The sequence below is a fragment of the Nocardiopsis alba DSM 43377 genome (assembly GCF_000341225.1).
Taxonomy (GTDB): Bacteria; Actinomycetota; Actinomycetes; order Streptosporangiales; family Streptosporangiaceae; genus Nocardiopsis; species Nocardiopsis alba.
In genome coordinates this window covers 77615-98682 of sequence record NZ_ANAC01000005.1, presented here as the reverse complement: position 1 = coordinate 98682, position 21068 = coordinate 77615, and the positions used below count along the sequence as shown (strand labels likewise).

Sequence of the window (21068 nt, the reverse complement as noted above, 5' to 3'; positions counted from 1 at the left end):
GGCGCTCTTCCGACGGGGAGGGCGCCCCTCGTGCATCATGGGCGTATGGCCTCTCCCCCCGAAGCCCACAACACCGCGCACGGCGACCTGTACGGGGTGCTGGTCCAGGCACGTGACATCCACGGCGGGGTGACAGTGCACCTGCCTCGCGACACCTCGCCGATCGTGGACGTGTCCCTGGATCCGCCCCGCCTCGCGACCTCCGTCCGCGGACGCTCCGACCTGCTGTCGAGGCTCTGTCAGGCGATGGAGCGGGGGTCCTCGATCCCGCACGTGCTGACCGGACCCGGCGGGTTCGGAAAGACCACCGTGGCCGCGGCCCTGGCCGAGCACGCCCGTGCGCGGGGGCGGACCGTGTTCTGGGTACGCGCGGACGCGATCACGCCGAGCATGCTGGAGATCGCCGTGGAGCTGGCCGCCGCCCCCGAGGAGATCGACCGTCTCAAGGCGGCACCGAAGGCGGCGACACGCTGGGTGTGGCGGCACCTCGACCGGTCCCCCACCCCTTGGCTGCTGGTGGTCGACGACGCCGACCGACCGGAGGAACCGGCCCCCGACCATCGCCCGGGTGAGCGGCTCGGCTGGATGCGTTCGAGCCCGAAGGGGTTCGTCCTGGTCACCAGCAGGCTGGACGACGCCGGCCTGTGGGCGCCCGCCGAGATGCTCCGGGTCGGCCCGCTGACCGGCGAGGACGCGAGCGCCGCCCTGACCGAGCACGCGAGGGTCCCGGAGCTGTCGGGGGCCGACGCGCTGGCCGAGCGGCTCGGCGGGGTCCCACTGGCCCTCGCCCTCGCGGGGCGCGTCCTGGCCACCCACGGTGTGCTCTTCCCCGACGCTCGTTCCCTGCTGGAGCACTTGGACGAGAACATCGCCGGCATCGACGAACTGGCCGGGCCCCTCTCCCCCGGACCGGTCGACGAACGCCGGCTGCTCTCGGGTGTCTGGGAGCTGTCCCTGCGTCTGGTCGGCGAGCGCCACCCCCGGGCGGTCCCGCTCCTGCGCGCGTTGTCGTTGCTCGGGGCCCGGGGGCGGGCCGTGCCCCTGTGGCGGGTCCCGAGGTGCGGGATGTCCGACGCCTCCTTCGCCCGCGCCGTCGACGCGCTCGTGGTCCACGGGCTGGTCGGGGTCGAACGCACGGACGAGCGGACCTCGCTGCTCCTGCACCCCCTGATCTCGGAGACGGTGCGCGCGGGCCTGGGCGAGAACGACGCCCCCTTGGTGTCGGAGGTGGAGCGGCTCTTGGAGGAGCAGGGCGAACGGGACCCGTGGTTCGAGCTGGACGCCCTCACCTCGCTGGCGTCCCTGGCCGGCCGAGCGCCGGCGCTCGGCTCCGGCTTCCGGGTCCGGGTGGGGCTGGGGGCCGCCCGCGCACGTCTGCGCCTAGGACGTTTCGAGGACGCCGAACGGACCGCGACGGCCGCTCTGCGCACCGCCGAGGGGGCGTTCGGCGCCGACCATCCGCTCACCCTCCATTCCCGGCACCTGCTCGCCGAGAGTCTGCTCTTCCAGGACCGTGTCGAGGAGGCCGAGCGGGGCTACCTGGCGCTGCTCGCGGACCGGGAGCGGGTGCTCGGCGCGGACCATCCGCGCACGCTGGACACGCGTCACCAGATCGCCCTGGTGGCGGGGGCGCGCGGGGAGTGGAGGAAGGCGCTCGCCCTGCACGAGAGGGTGTTGGAGGCGCGGCTGCGCGAACAGGGGGCCGAGGCCGAGGAGACCCTGGCCTCGATGGACGCCCTCGGGTACGCGGCGCTGCGGCTGGACGACCTGGACACGGCGGAGCGCCTGTTCGACCGGGTCCACGAGGTCCGTCTGCGGCTTCTCGGGGACGAGGAGCTCCTCACCCTGAACGCGGACTACAAACGCGGCCTGGTGGCGTTGCGACGCGAGCACCGTCCTCGGGCGAGGGAGATCTTCCACCGGGTCATGGAGGGGCGGGCACGGATCCTGGGCCCCGATCATCCTCAGACCCGTCTGGCCCGCGACCGGATGAGCGAGTCCTTCGTCGACCCCGGAAGGGAGTTCCGCGGATCGGGGGCCTCCGGCTAGGCCACGGGGACGGCCGCGGGGGCGTCGGCGATGTCGCCGGTCTCACCCTCCTCGTAGGCCTTCCGGCCGACGGTGAACACGTAGAGGAAGAACAGCACCTCGGCGACCACGCCGATACCGATGGCGGCCCAGGTGTTGGTGATCCAGCCGGTCACCAGGCCCTCGATGAGCCCGGAAATGAACAGGACCACCACCAGCCCCAGGGCCACCGCGATCGCGGCCCGGGCCTCCTCGCCCAAGGCGCGCATACGGGTCCGATCCCCCGGGGAGATGATGGACCAGCCGATCCTCAACCCCACGCCTCCGGCCACGAACACCGCGGTGAGCTCCAGCAGACCGTGCGGGAGGATCAGCGCGAAGAACACGTCGCCGCGCCCCAGCGCGAACATCATGCCCCCGGCCGATCCGATGCCGATCGCGTTGACCAGCAGTACCCAGAGGGTCGGCAGACCGAGGAACACCCCGAAGATGATCGCCTGCGCGGACACCCAGGCGTTGTTGGTCCACACCTGAGCGGCGAACGACGCGGGCGGTGTCTCGACGTAGTAGTTGGCGAACTCGTACTCGACGTACCGGGCGATGTCCTCGGGGGTACCGAGCGCGGCGAGGGCCTCGGGGTCGTTCGCGATCCACACGCCGACGGCGGTGGCGACCAGCACCGTGCCCGCGCTGACGCCCAGCCACCACCAGCGCAGACGGTAGAGGATGCCTGGGAAGACCCGGGTGAAGAAGGAGCCGACGTCGGCCCATCCGGAGGAGTGCGAACCGGTCACCGCCGAACGGGCACGGGCCACCGAAGAGGACAGTCGCCCGGCCAGTACCGGGTCCTGTCCCGAGCTGCGCACGACCGACAGGTGCGTGGAGACCCGCTGGTAGAGCTCGACGAGTTCGTCGATCTCCTCACCTGAGAGCGAACGGCGCCCGCGCACCAGTTCGTCCAGCCGTTGCCACTCTCGCGCGTGAGCCGCCGCGAACACGTCGATATCCACGTATCGGACACTACTGGATCGTCATCGGAGCTTCGCGGGCGATGCGAACACGGCCCGCCGACGCCGGGTAATGTCGGGGGGAACGTGACAGAACACCCGGCGAGGGAGTGTGTACTGGTGTCCTACCCCGGCGGCGGCGCGACCGGAGACGACGTGTACGGCACGACGCCGTTGGTCACCGGGGACGCGGTCGTCCTGGAGCTGCGTCCGGCCGGGTTCGTCACCCGTATCGCGGCCATGGCCATCGACGGCATCCTCCAGATCGTCATGATCATCATGGTGATGGTCGTGATGATGTGGGTCGGTACGTCCCTGGACACGGCGGCGACCGCCGCCCTCGGTCTGGCGCTGCCCGTCCTCATCATCGTCGGTTATCCGACCGCGTTCGAGACGATCTCGCGTGGCCGGACCCTGGGCAAGATGGCGTTGGGACTGCGTGTGGTCGGCACCGACGGTTCGCCCGTGCGCTTCCGGCAGGCCCTGGGCCGCGCCCTCTCCGCCTCCGTGGAGATCTGGGCGTCCTCCGGTCTGATCGCCCTGCTCACCTCGATGATCAACCCGAACGGCCGTCGGGTCGGCGACTTCGTGGCCGGGACGATGGTGGTGGAGGAGCGCACCGGAAGCCGCCGGGACGTGGAGATCCCCATGCCGCCGCAGATGGCGGCCTGGGCCGCGGCGGCGGAACTGTCGCGTCTGGCCCCGGAGACCGCCAACGCCGCCCGCCAGTACGTGATGCGCTATGGGGAGCTCGCCGAGCACACCCGCCACGAGATGGGTTCCCGGTTGGCCGACTCGGTCGCCTCTCAGGTGAGCCCGCCGCCGCCTCCCGGAACCACGCCTCCGGTCTTCCTGGCCGCCGTGCTGGCGGAGCGGCGTCGGCGCAGTCTGGAGTCGTTGCGCGGCGCCTCGGCCCCGCGTTCCCCGTGGGAGGGCGCCCCGCACGCCCCGGGCCCGTGGTCGGCGTACCAGGGCGGGCCTCAGGGCCCCGGCGGCCCTACCCCGCCCCCGCCGCCCTACGGCCGATGATCCCCCGAGGTCAGGGACGCCAGGAGTTCAGGTAGGACTCCTGCTCCGGGGTGAGCGTGTCGATGCCGACCCCCAGAGCGGCCAGTTCCAGGCGGGCGACCTCGTGGTCGATCTCCTCGGGCACCTCGACGACGCCCGGTGAAAGGTCGGTGTGCGTCCGGGCCAGCCACTCGGTGGTCAAGGCCTGGACCGCGAAGGACAGGTCCATGACGGCGGCGGGGTGTCCCTCCGCGGCGCCCAGGTTGACCAGACGCCCTTCGGACAGCAGGAGGATGCGACGGCCGTCGGCGAACACGTACTCGTCGGCCTGTTCGCGCACCCCCCGGTCGACCGAGACCGCGAGGGAGTCGAGGGCGTTGAGGTCGATCTCCAGGTCGAAGTGGCCGGAGTTGGCGAGGATCGCCCCATCGCGCATCGACTCCAGGTGCTCTCGACGGACCACGTCGCGATTCCCGGTGGCGGTGACGAACACGTCGCCGAGGTGGGCCGCGACGTCCATGGTGGTGACCGTGTACCCCTGCATGACGGCGTCCAGGGCCTTGACCGGATCGACCTCGGTGACGAACACGTTCGCGCCCATGCCGCGGAAGCGTTCGGCCAGGCCTCGGCCGCAGTAGCCGTAACCGGCCACCACCACCGTGCGTCCGGCCAGCAGCGTGTTGGTGGCGCGCAGCACCCCGTCCACCGTGGACTGCCCTGTGCCGTAGCGGTTGTCGAACATCCGCTTGGTACGGGTGTCGTTGACCGCGACCATCGGAAGTCGCAGCTCCCCCTCGGCGCTCATCCGGCGCAGCCTGATCACACCGGTGGTGGTCTGTTCACAACCGCCCAGGACGCCCTCCAACAGGTCGGGCCGGTGGCTGTGCGCCGTGTTGACCAGATCGCAGCCGTCGTCCAGGAGCAGATGGGGGCGGGACTCCAGGACGGTGACCAGGTTGCGGTCATAGGCGGCGGTGTCCATACCGGCCCAGGCGTGCACCGCCACACCGTACTCGGCGACCAGGGCGGCCGCCGTGTCGTCCTGGGTGGACAACGGGTTGGAGGCGGCCAGCCAGACCTCGGCGCCCCCGGCGCGCAGGACGCGGAGCAGGTTCGCCGTCTCGGCGGTCACGTGCAGGCAGGCCGCCAGGCGCAGACCGGCCAGGGGGCGTTCGGCCGCGAAACGTTCACGGACGCTGCGCAGCGCCGGCATGGAGCGTTCGGCCCAGGCCACACGGCGGACCCCGGCCCCGCTGAGGCCGAGGTCCGCCACCTCGTGTGAGGGGAGTGTCATCTCCGGAGGAACTCGCCTCTCAGTAGCGGTAGTGGTCCGGCTTGTAGGGACCGCTCACGTCCACGCCGATGTAGGCGGCCTGCTCCTTGGTGAGGCGGGTCAGCTTGACGCCGAGCGCGTCCAGGTGCAGACGGGCGACCTTCTCGTCGAGGAGCTTGGGCAGCGTGTAGACGCCGGTCGGGTACGCGTCGGTCTTGGTGAACAGCTCGATCTGCGCGATGACCTGGTTGGTGAAGCTGTTGGACATCACGAAGCTCGGGTGACCGGTGGCGTTGCCCAGGTTGAGCAGACGGCCCTCGGAGAGCACCAGGACGGACTTGCCGTCCTCGAAGGTCCACTCGTGGACCTGCGGCTTGATCTCCTTCTTGGAGATACCGGGGATCTTCGCCAGGCCGGCCATGTCGATCTCGTTGTCGAAGTGACCGACGTTGCCGACGATCGCCTGGTGCTTCATGCGCGCGATCTGGTCGGCCATGATCACGTTGAAGTTGCCGGTGGTGGTGATGAAGATGTCACCGGTCTCCAGCACGTCCTCCAGGGTGGCGACCTGGAAGCCGTCCATGGCCGCCTGGAGGGCGTTGATCGGGTCGATCTCGGTGACGATGACGCGGGCGCCCTGGCCGCGCAGCGCCTCGGCCGAGCCCTTGCCGACGTCGCCGTAACCGCAGACCACGGCGACCTTGCCGCCGATGAGGACGTCGGTGGCGCGCATGATGCCGTCCGGCAGCGAGTGGCGGATGCCGTACTTGTTGTCGAACTTGCTCTTGGTGACGGAGTCGTTGACGTTGATCGCGGGGAAGGACAGGACGCCGTCACGCTGCATCTCGTACAGACGGAGCACACCGGTGGTGGTCTCCTCGGTGACGCCCATGATGCCCTCGGCGATGGTCGTCCACTTGCGGGCGTCCTTCTTCAGGCTCTCCTGGAGAAGCGTGAGGACGACCGAGAACTCCTCGCTGTCGGCGGTCGCGGGGTCCGGGACCACGCCGGCCTTCTCGTACTCGGCGCCCTTGTGGACGAGCATCGTGGCGTCGCCGCCGTCGTCCAGGATCATGTTGGGACCCTCGGCACCCGGCCAGGTCAGCGCCTGCTCGGTGCACCACCAGTACTCCTCCAGCGTCTCGCCCTTCCAGGCGAAGACCGGGACGCCCTTGGGGTCGTCCACGGTGCCGTCGGGGCCGACGACGACGGCGGCGGCCGCGTGGTCCTGGGTGGAGAAGATGTTGCAGCTCACCCAGCGGACCTCGGCGCCCAGGGCGACGAGGGTCTCGATGAGGACGGCGGTCTGCACGGTCATGTGCAGCGAGCCCATGATGCGGGCGCCCTTGAGGGGCTTGCTGTCCCCGTACTCGGCGCGGGTGGCCATGAGACCGGGCATCTCGTGCTCGGCGAGGCGGATCTCGTCGCGGCCGAACTCGGCCAGGGAGAGATCGGCGACCTTGAAGTCGAATGCCATGCGTTCCTCACTCGTCAAGTCGTGGTGGCGACCTTGATTCTAGGCCCGTGCCCCGGCGCCGGTCACAAACTTGACAACAGGGCGTCAGATTGATCCCGTGCGACCGTCCGGGTGGGTTACAGTCACACGCATGGCCGCCCGCGACGACGTCTTCACCGCTTCCGGCACCGAATCCGCCCCGGTGCCGATCTCGGCGGCCGCCGAACGGGTCGGCGGAACGGCCCGGATGCTCCGTTATCGGGAGGCTCTCGGTCTGCTCCCCCGTACCCAGGACCCGCCGACCGGGCGCGGCCATCGGCACCGCCGTTTCACCGAGGAGGATCTGCGGACCATAGAGGTCGGGCTGGAGCTGGAGCGCGAGTTCGACATCCCTCCGGCCGCCCTCTCCTTCGCTCTGCGCGTTCTGGCCGAACCCGAGGTGCTGGCACGGGTACGCGCGCACGGGGAACGTCTGGGCCGTCTCACCGCCGCTCCCACCCGGGCTCTGGACTTCGAGAAGGAGAAGGCGATGCGCCTCCTCCGCACCAGGCGTCCCGTACCGCCGAGCGCTTCGAACGTCCCGAAAACCCCATAGGTCACGTACGCATCAGCAGTCTCGAAAAACCCGTTGGCCCCCTGGGAATACCTCCTTCACAGAGGCCCCAGACCAACCGTTCGGCATGTTTTGGCAAACCGTCGACGGGCTACGTGAACACACGTGAACAGCCGACTCGTCGCCCCTGTCCCGGAGGCCCTCCCGGACCGCGTGCGCGCAGAACTCACGGACGTCGACCGCCTCAGGGAGATCTGGGCCAGACGTCTCCAGCGCAACCCCCTGACGGAGCGCACCGCCGCCAGACGCGCCCTCACCCACGACCGGGTCCAGGAATGGGGCGGCGGCCCCGAGCTCGCGGAACTGCTGCTGGCCGCCCCGGCGGGGGCCGAACCGCCTCTGACCGGCCCTTACGTGGCGACCCTGGCAGGACGGGCCGCGGGACTCCCGCCCTCTCCGCGCACGTCCGGCGCCCCCTTGACCAGCGAACACACCCTGGCCCTCGCCGAGGCCGCGGGGATCACCGCCCACCCGGTGGTCCGCGCCGCCCACGCCTACGCCGAATGTGTCCGGCTCATGAACGAACTCGACGGATCCGAGAGCGAGGGCGAGGCTCTCCACGCGCTGCCGTGGGCCCTGGCCTCCCGGGTCCTTCAGCGCGCCGACCACCCGCCCCTGCTGCTGGATCCGCGCACTCCCCCACCGGTGTTCCGCAAGGGAGAGGATCCGGAGGAGCACTTCGCCGCGCTGGTCGCGCACTTCGCCCGTCTGGTGATCGAGGCACTGCGTCGGGAGATCGGTTGGAGCCCGGGGAACCTCCCCATGACGGGTGGCCGTGTACCGCCCTTGGCCGTCGCGACCCGCCGACGTGTCATGGAACACGTCCGTTCCCGGAGCGCCCCGGTCGAACTCCTCCTGCGCGCGCTGGACCCCGCCGCCCGGGCCGCCGTCTCCTCCGAGGACGGTGAGAAGGACACGGATCGCGACGCCGTCCCCCCGCCCCGCAGACCGCTCACCCACGGGGCCGCCCAGTGGTGGACCCGCATGGAACTGGTGACGGAAGGGGCGATCCTGAACCTCTACGTGATCGTGCAGGAGGTGGGGGACCCGCCCTCGGGTGTGCTGGCGGTGACCGCCGACACGCACCTGACCATGCCCGACGGTACCCGGCGGGCGTGGGAGACCTCCGGCGGCGACAGTGTCACCGTGTTGCCGAGCGACTCCGCAGACGACAGGTGGCCCCGGATCCGCGAGTTGGTGGACGAGGCGATCTCCCGCGCGGTGGACGAGCTCACACGGGTCTGACCACCGGACGCGTGGACGCCCCGATCAGCCGCTGAGAGCCAGGATGAGCAGGAGCAGCATGAGGATGACGATGGTCATGAGCACGAGCGGGATCACCCAGCTCTGCTGGAGCACCGAGTCCTTCCCCCGCTGCTGCGGATAGCCGCCCTGGAAGGTCTGGTCGGGGCGCACGGCCCCGGTCGTCATCGGGTTCCCGCCGTGCTGCGGCATCTGCGGCCGGTGTCGGTAGGCGGGCATCCCGGGGCGCGGGTCGGACATGCCCGGGTGCCCCGCGTACCCGCCCTGACGGGGATCCGAGCTCATGGGGTGCCCCATCTGCCCGGGGCGCGGGTCCGACATGCCCGGGGCGCCCAGGCCCGGGGTCGGGTTGGAGATCGCGGGGTTCTGGCCCGCCCTCGGGTCGGAGACCCCCGGCGGATAGCCCATACCGGGGTGTCCACCGGTCTGCGGATACTGGACCTGCGGCAACCGCGCGCCGTTCAACAGACCGGTCTGGGCGACCTGTTCACCCTGCCGGAAGGCGTCCGCGGTGTCGGCGTCCTCGGAGTCGTGGCCGAGCAGCCGCATGAGCAGCCGCTGGGCGTTCGGACGCCGGGCCGGGTCCTTGTCCAGGCAGGACTCGACGATGGGGCGCAGGGCCTCGTCGATGCCCTCCAGGTCCGGCGGAGCGCTGACCACGCGGTGCACCACGGCCGGAACGGTGTCGGATCCGAACGGCGCCCGCCCCGTGGAGGCGAACGCGATCACGCAACCCCACGCGAAGATGTCGCACTTGTCGGTGATCCCACGCCCCTCGATCTGCTCGGGGGCCATGTAGGAGGGCGTACCGACGATCGAATTGGTCATGGTGGCGGTGCCGTCGTCGACCCGGGCGATACCGAAGTCGATGACCCGGGGCCCGTCCGGACCGAGCAGTACGTTGCCGGGCTTGAAGTCACGGTGGACGATGCCGGCCTTGTGGATCGCCACGAGCGCGGTCGCCGTGGACACGGCCAACCGCTGGAGCGCCGCCCCGCGCACCTGCTTGCCCTTGGCGACGGCCTCCTGTAGGTCCTTGCCCGGCACGAACTCGCTGACCACGTAGGGCGGATCACCGTCGAGCCGGGCGTCGATGATCGCCGCCGTGCAGAAGGAGGCGACCCGCTGGGCGGCCCGGACCTCCTTCTCGAACCTCTTGCGCAGATCGGAGTCCTGCGACCACTGGTCGTTGAGGACCTTGACCGCGTACTCCTCCCCATCGGCGTCCTCGGCGAGGTAGACGACACCCTGGCCGCCCTTCCCCAGACGTCCGGTCACGCTGTATTCACCGAACGATGAGGGGTCGCTCGGCAGTAGCGATTCGGGACCGGGCATCGGTGTCCTCCTGGGAGGTCGTCACGGGCTGGGGGCAAGACCAGAGTACGGGCAGGCAACGTCGATCACGCCACGCGCGGGCGACCGGAGCCCACTGAGGGCTCCGCCCGCGCCGACGTACCCCCTATGACTGTCGGAACCGAAGGAACGTTCCATTCCGGACCCGACCTTTTCGGTCCCGACCCGTCGCCCTCTAGGAGATCTTGCGCGCCTCGTCGACGAGCAGGACCGGAATACCGTCCCGAATCGGGTAGGCCAGGCCGCTCTCGTCGCAGACCAGCTCGTCCGTCTCGGGGTCGTGACGCAGCGGGGCCTGGCTCTGCGGGCAGGCCAGGATCTCCAGCAGCCAGCCGTCGATCTTCGTGCTCATGGTTCTCGTTCCTCGTGTGATGGCCTCGTGTGAGGCGGGGTCAGGCGCGGACGATGTCCAGGACCTCGTCGCGAAGGCGCGCCACCTCGTCGTCGTCGGCGGCCTCCACGTTGAGCCTCAACAGCGGCTCGGTGTTGGAGGCTCGCAGGTTGAACCAGGCCCCGCCGGGCAGGGTGACGCTGAGGCCGTCGAGTTCGTCGACGGTGACACCGTCACGTTCGGCGAACGCCGAGCGTACCGCCGCCATACGGCCGGGGGCGTCGGCGACCTTGGAGTTGATCTCGCCCGAGGCCGCGTAGCGGGAGTACTCCTCCGTGATCCGCGAGAGCGGGCGGTCGCCCGCCCCCAGGACACGCAGGACGTGCATCGCCGCGAGCATACCCGTGTCGGCCCGCCAGAAGTCCCGGAAGTAGTAGTGGGCGGAGTGCTCACCACCGAAGATCGCACCGGTCTCGGCCATGGTCGCCTTGATGTAGGAGTGACCGACGCGGGTGCGGACGGGCCGGCCGCCGCGCTCGGCGACGATCTCGGGCACCGCCGCCGAGGTGATGAGGTTGTGGATGATGATGGAGCCCGGCTCGCGCTTCAGCTCCTCGGAGGCCACCAGAGCGGTGACCGCCGAGGGCGAGACCGGTTCGCCGCGCTCGTCGATGACGAAGCAGCGGTCGGCGTCCCCGTCGAAGGCCAGGCCGACGTCGGCACCGGTCTCGCGGACCTTCGCCTGGAGGTCGACCAGGTTGTCCGGGTCCAGGGGGTTGGCCGGGTGGTTGGGGAAGGTGCCGTCGAGTTCGAAGTAGAGGGGCACGATCTCCAGCGGCAGCCCCTGTTCCAGAACGGCCGGGACGGTGTACCCGCCCATGCCGTTACCGGCGTCCACCACGACCTTCAGCGGACGGGAACCGGACAGGTCGACCAGGCCGCGCAGGTAGTCGGCGTAGTCGGACAGCAGGTCCTTCTCCGTCACCGTGCCCCGGGGGCCGTCGTACTCGGGCACACCCTGCTCGGCGAGGCGGCGGATCTCGTCCAGACCGGTCTCCGCGCTGATCGGCGCCGCGCCGGCCCGGCACATCTTGATGCCGTTGTACTCGGCGGGGTTGTGGCTGGCGGTGAACATCGCGCCCGGAAGGTCGAGGGCGCCCGAGCCGTAGTAGAGCAGGTCGGTGGAGCCGAGCCCGGCGAACACCACGTCGACGCCCTGGGAGGTGACCCCGTCGGCGAAGGCGTGGGAGAGATCGGGAGAGGAGGGTCGCATGTCGTGGGCGACCACCACGGCAGGGCCTTCGACCACGCGGGCGAAGGCCGCTCCGATCGCTCGCGCGATATCGACGTCGAGAGTGTCCGGAATCACACCTCGCACGTCGTATGCCTTGAAGATGCTTCCGAGGTCAGCCACGTCTGCTCCGGCCAGGTCGGTTCTGCCACGAGTTCGGTCCAGCGCCCGAAGGTTCCGGGCGCCGTACAAAACTAGCAAGGGAAGACCGGCCGGCCCCACGGGCATCGCCCGGAGAGGTTCGTGCCGCGCGACGTTCGAGGCCGTGCCGCTCAGGGCATGCGCGGATCGCGGTGATCGTCGCGTTCGGACCTGACCACGCGCAGATGGCCGCGGCGCATGGTCTCCCGACCTTCTCCCACGGGCTCCCCCGGGGACGACTCCGGACGCGCCGGCGGCCGCGCCGCCTCACGTACGGCGTCGGCGAGGGCCTCCAGGTCATCGCTGCCGGGACCACCGCCCGACGTCTCGACCGGAAGCCGGACCACCTCCCAACCGCGCGGCGCGGTCAGCCGCTCGGCGTGCATGGCGCACAGATCGTAACAGTGCGGTTCCACATAGGCGGCGAGCGGGCCGAGAACGGCCGTGGAGTCGGCGTAGACGTACGTGAGCGTGAATACGGCGGGCTGCCTGCACGCGGTGCGGGAACAGCGTCGAACATGGCTCACAGCGTTCGACTGTATGCCTTTACCGAAGGACACGCCAGCATCGTCCCATGAGCCGTATGTTTTCGGATGCCCGTTCTTTACCCGGAAGTGGTCGAAGAGCCGTCCCGCGGCTTCGACACCGCCCGAGGTCCCTCCCATAACGGGGCTACGCGTCCGGCCTCCGATGGCTTAGTCTCGAAGTGTGCGACGAGTGCGCCTTTCCAGTGGCCAACCAGACCGAGTGCGGCGCCGGGACCGCCGCGGCCGAGGCATCCGCGGTCCTCTCGTGCCCTCTGACCTGCCGGTGTTCCGCAGCCGAGCCCAGGCCTTCGACGACCTTGTCCTGGACGCCGTCGAACGCCTGGAACGCCTGTGGGCACGCGAGCTGGCGAACGTGGACTTCCTCGTCGAGGACGTCCCCCCGTTGCCGCTCCATCGTGATCCCTCCGAAACGATCCCCTTCTCCCGTTTGGAGACCAACCCCACAGGGCGGGCGAGGATCGTCGTCTATCGACGCCCGGTGGAGATCCGCACCAAGGACCCCGACGAGATGGCCCTCCTCGTCCACGAGGCGGTGGTCGAGGAGGTGGCCAACCTGCTCGGAGTGGAACCGGAGTCCGTCGACCCCGAGTAGGGGTGGTGTTCGCTTCGGGCCTCCGCCGGCGCTTCGGGTGATGTCCGGGGTGAGATGAAAGATCACCTGCCGGTCACCACAGGGGGTCGAGGTAGGAGACCGCGGGTCGGTCACTCGCCGGGGACCAGGCCGGTCATGCTGTCGCGGACGATGGGCAGCCGCACCTCGATGGGGGCGGGCGGGACGGGCATGACGCTGACGCCGGGGTCGGATCGCAGGACACGGGCCGCGTACACCGGGCCGGAACCCTCCAGGAGCTCCAGCCGGATCGTGTAGCCGTCGTCGGGGTCGATGCCCGTGGGCGGGCCCCAGCCCTCGGTCTCGGTGTCGAAGACGTGGGTGGTCCCGGCCGTCACCTCGGCGCGTACGGCGTCGCCCATGCTGCCGTCGGCGGCGATGGGGGTGGCCACGATCCGGGCGTCGCTCTCGGGGGCGCCCAACATCAGTTCCACGTCGAGACCCTCGGGCATCTCGGGGATCACGGCCGTGACGTCGAGCGGCCATGAGAGCGGTTCGACCGCGGACGTGTAGGCGGTGTCCACGACGTCCTTGTCGTCGCCGTCCACCTCGGTCTCCTCCACGATCACACCGGCGACGATCGGAGCGTCGGCCTCCAGCACGACCGTCCCCGGGAGTCCTCCCAGGGCGCTCTCCAGACTGGCCCAGGCGGAGGCGGCGGGCGGGACGTTCAGGACGATCGGCTCCTCTTCGGAGGCCCCGTCCCCCTCTTCCTCGTCCCCGATATCGGGGATCACGCGCGCACGGACCTCGACGGGTGCGTCTCCGGGGGCGGCGACGATGAGCCGACGGGTCCCGTCCCCACCGGGGACTCCCGGGACGACGTGCTCGGTGTCGGGCGCCCGGGTGGGCGGAACCCAGTCGGTGTGGCCTTCGGCGTGCTCGGCGAGCAGGGAGGCGGCGACCCGTCCGGTACTGGTCCGCACGTGGACACCGACGGAACCGGTGCTCTGGACCAACTCGGTGACGTCGAGGGTGGTCGACTCCCCCGCGCCCAGGTCGATCCCCCGGCTCTCCGGCGAGTACGAGGGCCCCTCCGCGGTATAGAGGTCGACGCTGACGGTGGCCCTGAACTCCTCGGGATTGGTCAGGTGCACGGTGAGGGTGTCGAGTTCGACCTCGTCGATCCCACCGGCCCCGGGCACGGCGAACCAGGTGCCGATGGCCGGTTCGACGCAGCGGACCTCGGTGACGGCGTCGTCGGTGAGAGTGATCTGGGCGGCGTCGAGGCCGGAGGCGAGCGCCCCCTCGGCACGCAGGGCGGTGGGCAGGACCGCGTCGCCGACGTCGGCCCGCCAGATCCTCCCGGGTTCGGTGAGCTCGTCGGCGAGGAGGTCCCTGCGTTCCTCGGAACCGCCGTCGTCGGTCTCGTCCTCCCGGTCGGAGCCGCTCGCGTCCTCGTCGTCCTCGTCCCGTTCGGGGGCCCGGCTGACGGGGACGGCCCACAGTTCCCCCTCGTCGTCGCGGCCGACCCTGGGGGCGAAGGCCGCCACCGAGCTCTCCGCGTCGCCCGAGGTCTCGTGGGGCGCGGGACACACGCGTGAGGCCAGTTCGGGGCGCAGGGTGCCCGCCTCCCTCACCCCCAGCGAGGGGGTGAGGGGCCGCAGCCCGAACGCGAGCCCGAACAGGGCCAGCAACGCCAACGCGACCAACCCGAACAGGGCGAATCGGTTCTCGACGATGAGCCGCACGGCCTACCCCTCCCTCGTGTCGTCGTTCTCCGGCCGCTCCGGTTCGCGCGGGGAACCGGCGCGGCGTCGGCCCGTCGCCCGGCGCCTACCGGCCTTCCGGCCCCCTCGTTCGGCGCGACGTCGGCCGCGTACCGCGGGGATGGAACCGGTGGTGGTCGGCTCGTCCGCCGACCGTTCCGCGGCGGGTCGGGCGGTCCCTTCGTCCGCTCCACGATCCTTCGTCCCGGTGCCCTCGTCCCCCGGTACGGAGTCGTTCTCCGGCACGGGCTCCTCCGGCGCCGCGACGCCGCCCGTGGAGGGGGCCTCGGTCGAGGACCGTGCGCCTCCGCCCCGCCCTCGACGTCCTCGGCGCTGTGCGGGCCCCGCCCTGCGAGGGCGGCGGGGGCGGGGCATCGGTGTGGCCTCGATGAGTCGGCGTTCCTCCTCGGTGCGCACTCCCGGAGCGGCGAGCACGGACACGACGAGGAGAAGGAGACCCTGGGTGATCACCCAGGCGGTGTGCACCGGATCGGAGTGCCTGATCAACAGCTCTCCGCCGTCGACCGGCAGCTCCCAGGCCTGGGTGCCGTTACCGGTGTCGACCGGGGACAGCGCGACCCCGTCGAGGGTGGCCCGCCAATCGGCTCCGGCGGGTTCGGCCAGGGCCAGGAGCCGACCGGTGTGCCCCGGTTCCAGCGTGGCGGTGAACTCGTCGGCGTTCCCATCGACCACGAGGGCCTCGGCCGTGGTCCCGTCCTCGGAGACCACGCGCAGTTCCCCGGTGGGCTCCGCGATCCGCCAGAGGCCGTAGTGGTCCGACAGCGACTGTCGTCCCAGGCCGGGGGTCCCGTCGAGAGTGTCGACCATGGTGGCGTCGGAGGGCGCACCCAGTTCGGGGCGGGGGTAGAGCACGTACTGGACGCCGTGGTCGAGAAGGGTCACCAGCGGGTCCCCGCCCCGACCGGCGGCCAGTTCGGAGACGGCCCGGTCCATGGCGACGCGGGTGTCGGGCGGCGGCATGACGCGCTCCTCGCCCAGACGCGGCTCACGTCCGCGCACCACCACGTAGTCGACGCTCCCGTCCTCTCGCGGGGTGACGACGAGCGTGCGCGGACGTGTCCCGTCGGAGCTGACGCTCTCCAGAGCGCCCGGGACGGTGGGCGCGGCGTTCGCGGTGAGCGGGCCGTCGACGCCCTCCCACATCCACATTCCGGCGGCGGAGAGGGGCGTGGCCAGGGCCAAGGTCGCCACGCCCACGGCGAAGCAACGTTCGAGCCCCCGCCTCCACCGCCCTCCGGTGGTCGTCTCGCGCGCGCTCCCCCACTTGATCATGTCGCCGAAGGCGCGGGCCGCCGTGGCGGCGGTCAGGAGTACGGCGGTGGCGGCGAAGGCCAGCGCGACACCGGGCCAGACCTGGGCGGGCGGTCCCCCGTAGTAGGGCTCGATCACGATCCGGCTGGTCACGATGGCGATGAGCAGCCCGAACAGGGCCAGAGACCATCCCGCCGCGACGAGCATCCGGTTGCGGAGCAGCAGCAGGGAGCACAGGGCGGCGGCGATGAAGCCGGACGTCACCCAGAAGGGCGGGGTGCCGGGACCGCCCGGGGAGAGCAGGAGCAGTTCGCCCGGGGTGGCCCCCGGATCGGACAGTTCGGGCCGGTGCAGCCCGGCCTCCAACAGCCATAGTCCGGGGTGCAGCAGCAGTTCCAGGGTCCACGGCATGAGCAGCACGATCGGCACGGCCAGGGCGATCGCGATACTGACGTAGACGCGACGTCCCAGGTGGCCGAAGGCGGCCGCGACCAGAACCCCGGTGACCAGGCACAACAGCCACACGAGCGGCACGAAGGCGGTGGCCACCGTCAGGACCAGCCCCAGCCCCCAGGCGGCTCTTCGTGAACTCTTGGGCGGCATCGACAACAGCCGGACCAGGAGCAGGCCGAGCACCGGCAGCAGGGCGTGGACGAGCGCGGTGCCCAGGCGTCCCTGGGCGACGGCCCCGGTGGCCATGGGCATCAGCGCGTAGGCGCCGGCCATCCACAGTCGGGCCGGGCGATAGCGCAGGACCTCGCGGGCGAGCAGATAGGCGGTCGACCCGGCCAGGGGGACACAGCCCAGCAGGATCACCATCACCGCGAGCCACGGTTGGCCCAGGGTCAGGGTGGACAGCAGAGCGATCAGACCCACGTAGGGCGGCACCGGACCATCGGCTCCCACCCCGCTGTCGGGATGGGCGGACAGGTACAGGTGCCACAGGTCGAACGCGTTGCCCGCGACCGGTGGAAGCGCGCCCCCGGCGAGCAGGGTGCCGAAGAACAGAGAGCGCTCGGCGATGATCGTGACCACGGTCAGACCGATGACCAGCAGCACCCCGGGGCGGAGGATCACGCGCCGGAAGAACGAGGTGGAGTCGTCGACCACTCCGTCGTCCTCGCTCGGGGCCACGGTGACCGCCTGGTGTCGGCCGGCGGTGTCTCCGACGGGCTCCCCGGTGAGCAGCCCCGTGACGGCGTCGGCGAACTGCCGCATGGCCACGCCCCGGGCCAGGAAGGGGCGGATCGCGCTGTAGGTGCGTCTGCGGTCGCGGCGACGCCGGAACCGGGCCCGGGCCAACCGGAAGGGCCTCCCGTAGACCAGGGTGATCGCGGCCGCCTCGTCCAGGGCGTTGGCCGGCTGCTTGATCAGCAGGTACATGATCACGCGCAGCAGGGACCCCACCGAGTTGCGCAACAGGGCGAACACCATGCCGCCCACCGGCAGGTTGGCGAGCAGGACGAACACCGCGTGCCGGCGGTCCACCCGACGCGGGTGGTTACGGGTGGCGGTGATCCTGCGCCGACGGCGGGCCGAGGCCTCCGCGTGGTAGGCGACGGCCTCGGTGACCAGGCGGACCCGGAGACCGGCACCGCCCACGCGCCAGCAGAAGTCGATGTCGTCGCGGAAGAGGGGCAGCGCCGGGTCGAACCCCCCGAGGCGTTCCCACACGTCGCGACGGATCAGCATGCCCGCGCTGGAGACGGCCAGCACCTGGCGGGTGCCGTCGTGCTGACCATGGTCGAACTCACGCTGTTCCAGACCGGTCTCGCGGCGACCGGCCCCGTCGATGGTGACGCCGGCCTCCACCAGGAGACGACGGTCGAACCAGTCGCGGAGCTTGGGCCCCAGCACGGCGGAGCGCGGGTCCTGGTCGGCCGCTTCCAGCAGCCGTTCGAGGGTGTCCTGTTCCGGGGTCAGGTCGTCGTGGATCAGCCAGATCCACTCGGTGGCGTCGTCGTCGAAGCCCCGAACCTCGGTGCTGGAGCGGGGGAGTTCGAGGGCCGCGCGGATCGCGTCGCCGTAGCCGGTATCGGCGGGCAGGTCGATGATCGCGTCGGCGGGCAGGTACTCCGCCAAGAGGTCGGGGCTGCCATCGGCGCTTCCGGTGTCCGCGGCCACGACGCGTTGGACGGGGTGGGACTGGGAGCGCAGCGCGGACAGGGTCTCCGGCAGCCAACGTGCGCCGTCGTGGGACACGATGACCGCGGTGACGACGTGGCGGGCGGAATCCAGGTCAAGCACGGCGGTGGCGGGTTCTCTCCGGGAGAAGGGGCCGGCCCTCGTCTACGGGGCCGGGGTGCGGCGCGGCCGGGGGGAACGACCGGTGAGAGCGTATGCGCGCCGGACACGGTTCGCGAGCGCGAACGCGGGACCTCACGATACGCCACCCGCGCCATTGCGGGGCTATTCGGGCCGGGGGGACCGAGCCGACCATATCGGAGCATTCACCGCTCCGGGGGTGGAGTGACCAATCCCTCCGAAGTCACGTGATCGCCGCCGAACATGAAAAAGCGCGCCCGGGCTCATCACCCGGACGCGCATCGCGACACTCGCCCCTAGAGCATGTCCGCCAGGAAATCGAAATCTCCCCCGGCGGCTTTCTTCAGCCTTCGGCGCTCGCGTTCGGAGAGTCCCCCCCAGATACCGAAGCGTTCGTCATGCTCCAGCGCGTATTCCAGGCACTCCGCCCGTACCTCGCACGACTGACAGACCTTCTTGGCCTCCCGGGTCGAGCCGCCCTTCTCGGGGAAGAACGCCTCCGGGTCCGTCTGCGCGCACAGGGCACGTTCCTGCCAGCCCAGATCTTCATCCGAGCCGTGCGCCAGCGGGATGACCTCGCTCATGCGCACCTCCTGTAGCCCCCCAATAGATGTCCCCGACCCTTTTCATCCCCCAGGTCAGGTGGAAATCCCACATTGGAATTACACGCGGGCGCATCACCAAGAGTCAAGCGCCCTACGTGGTAATCCACTGAATATCATGTAACGAACCGCCAACGGCAGGCCCGCGATGTCCGTTCTGTGGATTACCACGCAATTCACGTACCTTCCAAGGCGCGCGAGTGCGGGGCGAACCGAGGCGGGTCAGCGTCGGCCGTCGTTGCCGTACCAGTTCTGCTGATTGTCGGACCCGCCCTGTCCCTGCTGGTCAGAGCCGTAGCCGGCGCCGGAACCGTACTGGCTTCCGTACGTCCCACCACTCTGGTCCGACGTCTGCCCACCAGTGTTCTCATTGGAGTTAAAGAATGGTTCAACTCCTGGGGCGGCGGGGTTCTCCTGACCGGCCTGCTGCTGCGACTGGTCCTGGTACCACCCGTTCTGGATGGCTTCCTGCGCCTGCTGGTCCGCGCCGCCCTGAGCGTCGTAGGGCTGCTGCGGGGCGTACTGGGAGGGGTCGTAGGCCTGACCGTACTCGTTCTGCTGAGCGGCCCCCTGGCCGTACTGCTGACCATAGGCCTGCTGGGAGGCATCGGCCGTGTACTGCTGACCGTAGGCGTCGGCGCCGTAGGCCTGCTGCTGAGCGGAGTCCTGACCGTAGGCGGCCTGCTGGGCACCGGTGCCGTACTGCTGACCATAGGCCTGCTGAGCCCCGGTACCGTACGCCTGCTGCTGAGCCGCGGCGTCCTGACCATAGGCCTGCTGAGCGCCCGTACCGTACTGCTGCTGAGCGGCCTCCTGGCCGTACTGCTGACCGTAGCCCTGCTGGGCGTCGGTACCGTACGCCTGCTGCTGAGCCGCGGCGTCCTGACCATAGGCCTGCTGAGCGCCCGTACCGTACTGCTGCTGAGCGGCCTCCTGGCCGTACTGCTGACCGTAGCCCTGCTGGGCGTCGGTACCGTACGCCTGCTGCTGAGCCGCGGCGTCCTGACCATAGGCCTGCTGAGCCCCGGTACCGTACGCCTGCGGCTGAGCCGCGGCGTCCTGACTATAGGCCTGCTGAGCGCCCGTACCGTACTGCTGCTGAGCGGCCTCCTGGCCGTACTGCTGACCATAGGCCTGCTGAGCCCCGGTACCGTACGCCTGCGGCTGAGCCGCGGCGTCCTGACTATAGGCCTGCTGAGCGCCCGTACCGTACTGCTGCTGAGCGGCCTCCTGGCCGTACTGCTGACCGTAGCCCTGCTGGGCGTCGGTACCGTACGCCTGCTGAGCGCCGCTTCCGTAGCTCTGCTGGGCTCCGGTGCCGTAGGCCTGCTGCTGAGCCGCGGCGTCCTGACCATAGGCCTGCTGAGCGCCCGTACCGTACTGCTGCTGAGCGGCCTCCTGGCCGTACTGCTGACCGTAGCCCTGCTGGGCGTCGGTACCGTACGCCTGCTGCTGAGCCGCGGCGTCCTGACCGTAGGCCGCCTCCTGGCCGTAGGCCTGCTGCTGGGCGTCGGTCCCGTACGCCTGCTGAGCGGCGTCCTGGCCATAGGCCTGCTGCTGAGCGGCGGCGTCCTGGCCGTACACGGACTCCTGGCCGTAGACGGCCTGCTGGGCGTCCTGTCCGTACTGCTGACCGTAGACCTGCTGGGAGGCGTCTGCCTGGGCCGGGTAGCCGGGCTGGGCGAACGGCTGCTGCGTGCCCGTCGGGGACGGGAACTGCTGCCCGTACTGCGCCTGCTGCGGCTGCGCCCGCGGAACCACGGTCGGGTCGTTGAAGATCTTGATCAGGTAGAACCCGAAGAAGCCGAGCACCGCGCCCTGAGCCGCCCTGGACAGGAAGCCGGCGAAGGCGAGACCGCCGTTGTCGACCTCGATGAACCCGCTGATCAGCCCGATCAGGCAGAAGAGCAGACCGACACCGGCCAGGATCATCGTGGTCAGGACCACGGGGAAGGCGGACTGACGGGCCCGCTCACTGGTGAAGACCAGGACCACCGCGGCTACCAGAAGCAGCGTGACCGTGAGACCATAGAAGGAGTCTCCGGCCCAGTTCATGGACCGGGCGAAGCTTCCGCCGATCTCGCTCGCCTCGATGATGAGCCTGATGAGGCCCGAGAGCATCGTGACGCCCGCCGCTCCCAGCAGGACCCAGGCCCCGGGGAGGCGTAGGCGTTCCAGTGTTTCGTTGTTCAAGAGAGGTTCCCCTCTGCTGCTTCGCCGTCGCGTCGGAGGAAGCTTGGCATATCGTCGGACTGTCGGGTGAATCGGCTCGGCCGGGCACGGGCGGACACTGGGGAC

General features: G+C 70.5%; 16 protein-coding genes. 5 read left to right on the top strand and 11 right to left on the bottom strand.

From position 1 onward, the window contains the following. The first annotated feature begins 45 nt into the window (after positions 1-45). Positions 46-2049 carry a tetratricopeptide repeat protein gene (locus D451_RS0104110; RefSeq protein ID WP_017533513.1) on the top strand — a complete coding sequence of 668 codons (2004 nt, stop codon included), beginning with the start codon at positions 46-48 and terminating at the stop codon, positions 2047-2049. Here the strand turns inward: D451_RS0104110 and D451_RS0104105 are convergent. Further along, positions 2046-3038 carry a stage II sporulation protein M gene (locus tag D451_RS0104105; RefSeq protein WP_014911288.1) on the bottom strand — a complete coding sequence of 331 codons (993 nt, stop codon included), beginning with the start codon at positions 3036-3038 and terminating at the stop codon, positions 2046-2048. The genes D451_RS0104110 and D451_RS0104105 overlap by 4 nt on opposite strands. Before the next feature lie 117 nt (positions 3039-3155). Between D451_RS0104105 and D451_RS0104100 the strand changes: the two genes are divergently transcribed. After that, complete coding sequence (locus D451_RS0104100) at positions 3156-4064, top strand: RDD family protein (RefSeq protein WP_014909656.1); 909 nt, start codon at positions 3156-3158, stop codon at positions 4062-4064. 10 nt (positions 4065-4074) lie between these two features. Here D451_RS0104100 and ahcY (D451_RS0104095) read toward each other — a convergent pair whose 3' ends face one another. Together ahcY (D451_RS0104095) and ahcY (D451_RS0104090) are read right to left on the bottom strand one after the other, a co-directional pair. Then, complete coding sequence (ahcY, locus tag D451_RS0104095; RefSeq protein WP_014908260.1) at positions 4075-5337, bottom strand: adenosylhomocysteinase; 1263 nt, start codon at positions 5335-5337, stop codon at positions 4075-4077. Positions 5338-5356: 19 nt separating this feature from the next. Further along, complete coding sequence (gene ahcY / locus D451_RS0104090; RefSeq protein WP_014911909.1) at positions 5357-6793, bottom strand: adenosylhomocysteinase; 1437 nt, start codon at positions 6791-6793, stop codon at positions 5357-5359. A 130-nt stretch (positions 6794-6923) separates the two neighbouring features. On the opposite strand from ahcY (D451_RS0104090), the gene D451_RS0104085 reads away from it, so the two are divergent. Beyond that, entirely contained in the window at positions 6924-7367 is a 444-nt protein-coding gene (locus D451_RS0104085; protein ID WP_014912113.1) for a helix-turn-helix domain-containing protein, read from the top strand. A gap of 123 nt (positions 7368-7490) precedes the next feature. Further along, positions 7491-8630, top strand: a complete 1140-nt coding sequence (locus tag D451_RS0104080) for a hypothetical protein (RefSeq protein WP_017533512.1) — start codon at positions 7491-7493, stop codon at positions 8628-8630. Positions 8631-8654: 24 nt separating this feature from the next. Here the strand turns inward: D451_RS0104080 and D451_RS0104075 are convergent, their stop codons facing one another. The 4 genes from D451_RS0104075 to D451_RS0104060 form a co-directional block, all read right to left on the bottom strand. Beyond that, positions 8655-9983 carry a protein kinase domain-containing protein gene (locus tag D451_RS0104075; protein ID WP_014910894.1) on the bottom strand — a complete coding sequence of 443 codons (1329 nt, stop codon included), beginning with the start codon at positions 9981-9983 and terminating at the stop codon, positions 8655-8657. A 193-nt stretch (positions 9984-10176) separates the two neighbouring features. Continuing rightward, on the bottom strand, positions 10177-10353 hold the full coding sequence (locus D451_RS27195) for a Trm112 family protein (protein ID WP_014911237.1): 177 nt from the start codon (positions 10351-10353) through the stop codon (positions 10177-10179). A gap of 40 nt (positions 10354-10393) precedes the next feature. After that, positions 10394-11746 carry a phosphomannomutase/phosphoglucomutase gene (locus D451_RS0104065; protein WP_014910935.1) on the bottom strand — a complete coding sequence of 451 codons (1353 nt, stop codon included), beginning with the start codon at positions 11744-11746 and terminating at the stop codon, positions 10394-10396. 149 nt (positions 11747-11895) lie between these two features. Then, positions 11896-12291: a DUF3499 domain-containing protein gene (locus tag D451_RS0104060; protein WP_017533511.1), complete on the bottom strand. Its 396-nt coding sequence runs from the start codon at positions 12289-12291 to the stop codon at positions 11896-11898. Between the two features lie 220 nt (positions 12292-12511). Here D451_RS0104060 and D451_RS0104055 point away from each other — a divergent pair, with 220 nt between their 5' ends. Next, positions 12512-12904 carry a metallopeptidase family protein gene (locus D451_RS0104055; RefSeq protein WP_017533510.1) on the top strand — a complete coding sequence of 131 codons (393 nt, stop codon included), beginning with the start codon at positions 12512-12514 and terminating at the stop codon, positions 12902-12904. Between the two features lie 110 nt (positions 12905-13014). On the opposite strand, the gene D451_RS0104050 is transcribed toward D451_RS0104055, so the two are convergent. The 4 genes from D451_RS0104050 to D451_RS0104035 form a co-directional block, all read right to left on the bottom strand. Then, complete coding sequence (locus D451_RS0104050) at positions 13015-14613, bottom strand: DUF5719 family protein (RefSeq protein ID WP_014913248.1); 1599 nt, start codon at positions 14611-14613, stop codon at positions 13015-13017. A 3-nt stretch (positions 14614-14616) separates the two neighbouring features. Beyond that, positions 14617-18150, bottom strand: a complete 3534-nt coding sequence (locus tag D451_RS0104045; protein WP_017533509.1) for a glycosyltransferase family 2 protein — start codon at positions 18148-18150, stop codon at positions 14617-14619. Between the two features lie 314 nt (positions 18151-18464). Continuing rightward, complete coding sequence (locus D451_RS0104040) at positions 18465-18752, bottom strand: WhiB family transcriptional regulator (protein ID WP_014908913.1); 288 nt, start codon at positions 18750-18752, stop codon at positions 18465-18467. Between the two features lie 240 nt (positions 18753-18992). Continuing rightward, positions 18993-20963: a hypothetical protein gene (locus tag D451_RS0104035; RefSeq protein ID WP_026124812.1), complete on the bottom strand. Its 1971-nt coding sequence runs from the start codon at positions 20961-20963 to the stop codon at positions 18993-18995. Between the last annotated feature and the right edge of the window lie 105 nt (positions 20964-21068).